The organism is Nocardioides sp. (assembly GCF_016462705.1).
In the GTDB taxonomy this organism is placed as follows: Bacteria; Actinomycetota; Actinomycetes; order Propionibacteriales; family Nocardioidaceae; genus Nocardioides.
This window is the reverse complement of sequence record NZ_JAEMSS010000235.1, coordinates 1-5,418: the sequence shown is the minus strand read 5'-3', so window position 1 is coordinate 5,418 and position 5,418 is coordinate 1. Positions and strand designations below refer to the sequence as shown.

6 protein-coding genes and 1 tRNA gene are annotated in these 5,418 nt (G+C 71.4%); 4 read left to right on the top strand and 3 right to left on the bottom strand.

Features of this window, described 5'->3' with window-relative positions; genetic code table 11:
• The first annotated feature begins 3 nt into the window (after positions 1-3).
• A tRNA-Asp gene (locus JHD21_RS20255) sits at positions 4-80 on the top strand.
• Positions 81-114: 34 nt separating this feature from the next.
• Complete coding sequence (locus JHD21_RS20250) at positions 115-471, top strand: metallopeptidase family protein (protein ID WP_292679018.1); 357 nt, start codon at positions 115-117, stop codon at positions 469-471.
• A 25-nt stretch (positions 472-496) separates the two neighbouring features.
• On the opposite strand, the gene JHD21_RS20245 is transcribed toward JHD21_RS20250, so the two are convergent.
• Positions 497-1,384 carry an ATP-binding protein gene (locus JHD21_RS20245; protein ID WP_292679015.1) on the bottom strand — a complete coding sequence of 296 codons (888 nt, stop codon included), beginning with the start codon at positions 1,382-1,384 and terminating at the stop codon, positions 497-499.
• 347 nt (positions 1,385-1,731) lie between these two features.
• On the opposite strand from JHD21_RS20245, the gene JHD21_RS20240 reads away from it, so the two are divergent.
• The gene (locus JHD21_RS20240; RefSeq protein WP_292679014.1) at positions 1,732-3,198 is read left to right on the top strand and encodes an NAD(P)/FAD-dependent oxidoreductase; all 1,467 of its coding nucleotides are present in this window, start codon (positions 1,732-1,734) and stop codon (positions 3,196-3,198) included.
• 43 nt (positions 3,199-3,241) lie between these two features.
• Here JHD21_RS20240 and JHD21_RS20235 read toward each other — a convergent pair whose 3' ends face one another.
• Positions 3,242-3,910, bottom strand: coding sequence for a PaaI family thioesterase (locus tag JHD21_RS20235; RefSeq protein ID WP_292679010.1), 669 nt, complete (start codon positions 3,908-3,910; stop codon positions 3,242-3,244).
• Between the two features lie 80 nt (positions 3,911-3,990).
• Between JHD21_RS20235 and JHD21_RS20230 the strand changes: the two genes are divergently transcribed.
• A complete protein-coding gene (locus JHD21_RS20230; protein WP_292679008.1) occupies positions 3,991-4,527 on the top strand; it encodes a GNAT family N-acetyltransferase in 537 nt (178 codons plus the stop codon).
• On the opposite strand, the gene JHD21_RS20225 is transcribed toward JHD21_RS20230, so the two are convergent.
• Positions 4,524-5,324, bottom strand: coding sequence for a hypothetical protein (locus tag JHD21_RS20225; protein WP_292679005.1), 801 nt, complete (start codon positions 5,322-5,324; stop codon positions 4,524-4,526). The two genes, JHD21_RS20230 and JHD21_RS20225, sit on opposite strands and share 4 nt — an antisense overlap.
• Positions 5,325-5,418 lie beyond the last annotated feature (94 nt).

The window sequence follows — 5,418 nt, the reverse complement described above, 5'->3', positions numbered from 1 at the left end:
CCTGGCCCCGTAGCGCAGTTGGTTAGCGCGCCGCCCTGTCACGGCGGAGGCCGCGGGTTCGAGTCCCGTCGGGGTCGCCATCGTTTCCTTTGCCGCACCGGCCACAATGGCCGGGTGCCGGTTGAGATGGACGACGCGCGCTTCGACGCGCTGGTCGACCAGGCCCTGGACGGCATCCCTGAGGAGCTGGCCGCGCTGGTCCGCAACGTCGTGGTGCTCGTCGAGGACGAGCCGCCCGAGGGCGAGCCCGACGACCTGCTCGGGCTCTACGACGGCATCGCCCTGACCGAGCGCGACAGCACCATCGGCGGTCAGCTGCCGGACCGGATCTTCATCTTCCGAGGGCCGCTGCTGGACTTCGTCGAGTCCGAGGAGGAGCTCGTCGAGGAGGTGCGGATCACCGTGGTCCACGAGGTGGCGCACCACTTCGGGATCGACGACACCCGGCTGCACGAGCTGGGCTACGCCTGAGGCCCCACCCGGGACCTGGACCTGGTCAGGAGACGGCAGTCCGCTGGGCGCGCTCGACCTCGGTCCAGGCGACCGGCTGCTCGCCCTGCGCCTGACGTACGAACTCGCAGAGGAACCAGCCCTGGAAGCGCCGCTGTTCGGGGGTCCGGGCCAGGGAGAGCAGCCGCTGCTGGCGGCAGAAGTCGTCGGCCAGGTCGAGGAGCTCGATGAACCGGCTCAGCGTGCGGGCCGTGGATCGCGGCATGTGCACCACCAGGTCGGTGTGCGTCCGCTTCTCCGCGACCGCGGCCTCGATCTGCTCCACCCCGATGCCCTCGCGCAGATGGCGGTCGAGGGTCGCGAACAGGTCGCTCAGGCTCTTCGCGAGCGGGTAGTCCCGCTCGTGGGCCAGCGACAGCAGGCGCACCTCGCGGCGCAGCTCGCGGAAGTGCTGCTGGAACCCGATGAAGAGCGACGGCGGCACGCCGAGGATCTCCACCCGGACCCGGTCCTGGGTCGGCTCGCGACGGGCCCGGACGGCGTCGACGCCCGTGATGAGACCGGGCACCCCCTCGTCCTCCGCGAACCTGCTGGCCGGCGCGAACCACACGACCTTGCCGTCGTCCTCGATCTCCGCGCCCCAGGCGTCCGCACTGCGGGCCACCAGGGTCAACCCGCGACCGTAGGTGAGGAGGAGCTCGTCGTGCTCGTCCATCTCCGACGCCGTGGGGAGCACCGGGGCCTCGAGCGAGGAGTCCCGCACCTCGATCCGCGGGTGCTCGGCGGTGCCCCGCACCCGGACGGAGATGGGCGGCTCGCCGTGCAGGAGGGCGTTGGTCACGAGCTCGGAGACGCCGAGCTCGGCACACTCGGTGAGGTCGTCACGACCGATGTCGGAGCAGGTGCGCACCACCCACCGGCGTGCGTCATGCACGCCGCGGGGACCGGAGCCCAAGGTGAGGGCTGGCCGATTCAGCGGCACTGGGTTTGCTCCAGGAGGGTCGAAGTGGGAGGGGGCACGGCAGGAACAGCAGGTGCTGCCGTGGCGTTCTACCCACGTCGGGCGAACCAAAACATGTCGTCATCCCGAGAAGAGCGCTCGTATTTCGTTGTGGAAACAGAGTAGCGGAACCGATTCCGTCGTGCAGCCCGCCACTCGGAACCCGGGTGGCCGGTCTGGGTACCCGTGGGCAGCGAAGAACAGCCGTCTCGTGTGAGGCACACAACCTGGCCGAGCACCCCGTTCGACACCCGATCCGTCCACCTGAGGAGACTTGACCCATGAACGACACCCGTCACCGGGTCGTGGTGATCGGCTCGGGCTTCGGCGGTCTCTTCGGCACCAAGGCGCTGCGCCGCTCGGACGTCGAGGTCACCATGGTCGCGAAGACGACCCATCACCTCTTCCAGCCGCTGCTCTACCAGGTGGCGACGGGCATCCTGTCCGAGGGCGAGATCGCCCCGCCGACCCGGGAGATCCTGGCCCGGCAGAAGAACGCGACGGTGCTGCTGGGCGAGGTCACCGACATCGACCTGGACGGCCGCACGGTGACGTCGCACGTGCTCGGCCGCGAGAGCGTGACGCCGTACGACTCCCTCATCGTGGCCGCGGGGGCGGGCCAGTCGTACTTCGGCAACGACGGTTTCGCGGAGTACGCGCCCGGCATGAAGTCGGTCGACGACGCCCTCGAGCTGCGGGGCCGGATCTTCGGGGCCTTCGAGCTCGCCGAGCTCGGCGCCAGCCGTGGTGAGGACGTCGACCACCTGCTCACGTTCGTCGTGGTCGGTGCGGGTCCCACCGGGGTGGAGATGGCCGGTCAGATCGCCGAGCTGGCGCACCGCACGCTGCGGCGCGACTTCCGTTTCATCAACACCCGCACCGCGCGGGTCGTCCTCATCGACGCCGCCGCCCAGGTCCTGCCGCCGTTCGGCGCCAAGCTCGGTGCCTCCACCAAGCGCGAGCTCGAGAAGCTCGGCGTGGAGGTGCTGCTGGGCACGATGGTGACCGACGTCGACGAGCGCGGCCTCGTGCTCAAGCACAAGGACGGGCGCACCGAGCGGCTCGAGGCGGTGACCAAGATCTGGGCCGCCGGAGTCCAGGGCAGCGAGCTCGGACGGGTCCTGTCGGAGCAGACGGGGGCCCCGCTCGACCGGGCGGGCCGGATCGGGGTCAACCCCGACCTGACGCTGCCCGGCTACCCCGAGGTCTTCGTCGTCGGCGACATGATCTCGCTCGACAACCTGCCCGGTGTCGCCCAGGTCGCGATCCAGGGAGCCAAGTACGCCGCCAAGACCATCGACGGCCGGCTGACGGGCCGGCCGCCCCAGAAGCCGTTCCGGTACTTCGACAAGGGCTCGATGGCCACGATCAGCCGGTTCCGCGCGGTCGCCATGATCGGCAGCCTGCGCCTCACCGGGTTCGTGGCCTGGCTGATGTGGCTCGCGGTGCACCTCGTCTACATCACCGGCTTCAAGAACCGGGTCACGGCCGTGCTGCACTGGCTGGTCTCCTTCCTCGGCCGCGGCCGTGCCGAGCGGACCGCGACCGAGCAGCAGATCTTCGGGCGGACCGCCCTCCAGCGCCTCGAGCACGGCGCCGCGGACCTGGTGTCGCCACCGGACGGCGACCAGGTCAGGCGGGTCGAGGAACGTCGGGCCGAGCTCGAGGCCGCGGCCATCGAGGAGGCGCGTCTCACCGACGCCCGAGAGCGCGGTGCGCACCTGGGCGAGCCGGTCTCTTCGGGCTAGCTGGCCGTAGTCGCTCGAGGGTCGCTCGAGGGTGCCTCGAGGGTCACTCGAAGTAGGAGGGCGTGCTGCCTTCCTGCTTGGCGATCGCCTCCCGGGCCCAGCGGGGCAGGATCATGATCCCCTCGGCCTCGACCGTCACACCTGCGGGCCCGATGAGGTGGGCCTTGGCGTAGGTCTTGATCCCGTCGACCCGGTCGATCCAGCCCTCGGCCCGCAGGTCGCCCAGCGGGGTGCCCTGGCGGTACCTCAGCGTGAGCGTGCCGGTCATGCCCGGTTTGCCTCCGGCACCCGCGGCCTCACCGAGGACCTGGTCCAAGATCAGCGCCGAGACGCCGCCGTGCACCAGGCCGGGCGGGCCCTCGTAGGCGGCGCCGAGGTGGAAGTCGGCCCACACCTCGCCGTTCGCGCTCGGGTGGTGCTGGATCATCACGGGTGGAGACACGGCGTTGCGCAGCCCGACCACCGGGTTGCCCCACGGGCGGCCGCGCCCTCGGCTGAACCGCACGCCGTAGGGCCCGTCGAGCTGGCTCTTGCGCAGCCGGGCGACGAGCTCCTCGACCTCGACCTGCACGGCGCGGATCTCGTCGTCGTCGACCGTGGTCCGGATCGTCGCGTCGACGAGCTCACGGACCGCCTGGGTCAGCGGGACGTAGAGGGCGCGCTGGCGCTCCACCTCCTCGGGAGGCAGTTCGTCCTGCACGTAGCCGGCCACGAGGGAACTCTAGAACACGTTCTAGTGCAGCCCCGGATATCGGCTGGCAGTCGTTCCGACGGCCTTGGTGGAATGGGGGCATGACCGCCCTGGCCCGACCCGACGTCCGACTGCACGCGTCCTGGGCCGCGGCGGTCGCGGAGTTCGGCGACACGGTGGTGCACGGGTCCGGCGTCTGGCGGCTGCCGGACCAGCGGTACGCCGACCTCACGCTGGACGGGTGCGCGCGGTTCGTGGCCATGCTGCTCGAGGAGTCCGACCCGGGCGTCCCACTGCCGGACGATCGCGTCCCGTGCACGTACTTCTGGATCACCGACGGTGACCCCGACGAGGTGGTCGGGTTCCTGGCTCTCCGGCACCGCCTCAACGACTGGCTGTTCCACGAAGGTGGGCACATCGGCTACTCGGTCCGACCGTCCCGCCGCCGCCAGGGGCATGCGTCCCGGGCGCTGGCTCTCGCTCTCCGCCAGGCGGCGGACCTGGGCATCGCGCGGGCACTCGTGACGTGCGACGACGACAACGTCCCGTCGGCGCGCACGATCGAGCGGAACGGCGGTGTCTACGAGGACACCCGGAACGGCAAACGCCGCTACTGGATCGAGACCGCCGAGGGCTAGGAGCCGGCCGGGGGCGTGTTGCCCGGAGCGAGGTCGGGCCGGAAGAACCGGAGCACCCGCATGAAGTCGCGGGAGTCGACCATGGTCGAGTCGACGACGACGGGGGACATGCCCCGGCGGTGGAACAGCACCTTCCACTTCTTGCTGCCGGGCCGTCCGACCACCTCGATCGCGGTGTAGGTGCTGGCCAGGTCGAACACCATCCGCCCGCCCTGTCTCTCGATCTCGAGCTGTCCTCGCCGCACGGTGAGGCGGGTGACCGTGGCGCCCGTGCGGATCGCCCAGATCACCAGGGTGCACAGCGCGACGATGGCGGCGATGCCGATCTCCATCGTGTCCCTCGACTGGTAGGCGCCGTAGCCGAGATAGGCGGTGGTCGCCAGCGCAGTGACGAGCATCAGGGAGAGGAACCTGCGCGCTGACTTCAGCGGCGCGAACTGGTAGATCGCCGGCATCTCCACCGCCGGGGCGGGCGGCGGCGCATCGGCCAGGGTCTCGACCTTGCCGGGTGCGGCCGCCGGCAGCATCGGTTCGGGGACCGGGGCCGGCTGTGCGGGTGCGGGTGCGGGTGCGGGTGCGGGTGCGGGTCTGGTCGCAGTAGGTCGCGGCGCCGGGGCGGTGGCCGGCGCGGCGGCGCGAGCCGCCGCGAGCAGGCCGCGGGCCGCGCTGGCGGTGCCCGGTGCGCCCGCGTGCCTCGGGCCGTCGGCGGGGCGTCGCCTGCGCTCCTCCGGAGCGCCGGCGTCCGGCCGCTTGGTGCGGGTGACCAGGCGACGCCGGGGGGTGCTGTCGTGCGACACCGGCGCGGGTTCCGTGTCGGGGCCGGGCAGCTCGGGCTCTGGCTCTGGCTCTGGTTCTGGTTCTGGGACGACCGGTGCGGGCTGGGTGTCGGGG

Excerpts from the sequence above, each read along its gene's own strand:
- JHD21_RS20230 (WP_292679008.1), top strand. The coding sequence starts at position 3,991 with ATGACCGCCCTGGCCCGACCCGACGTCCGACTGCACGCGTCCTGGGCC.
- JHD21_RS20240 (WP_292679014.1), top strand. The coding sequence starts at position 1,732 with ATGAACGACACCCGTCACCGGGTCGTGGTGATCGGCTCGGGCTTCGGC.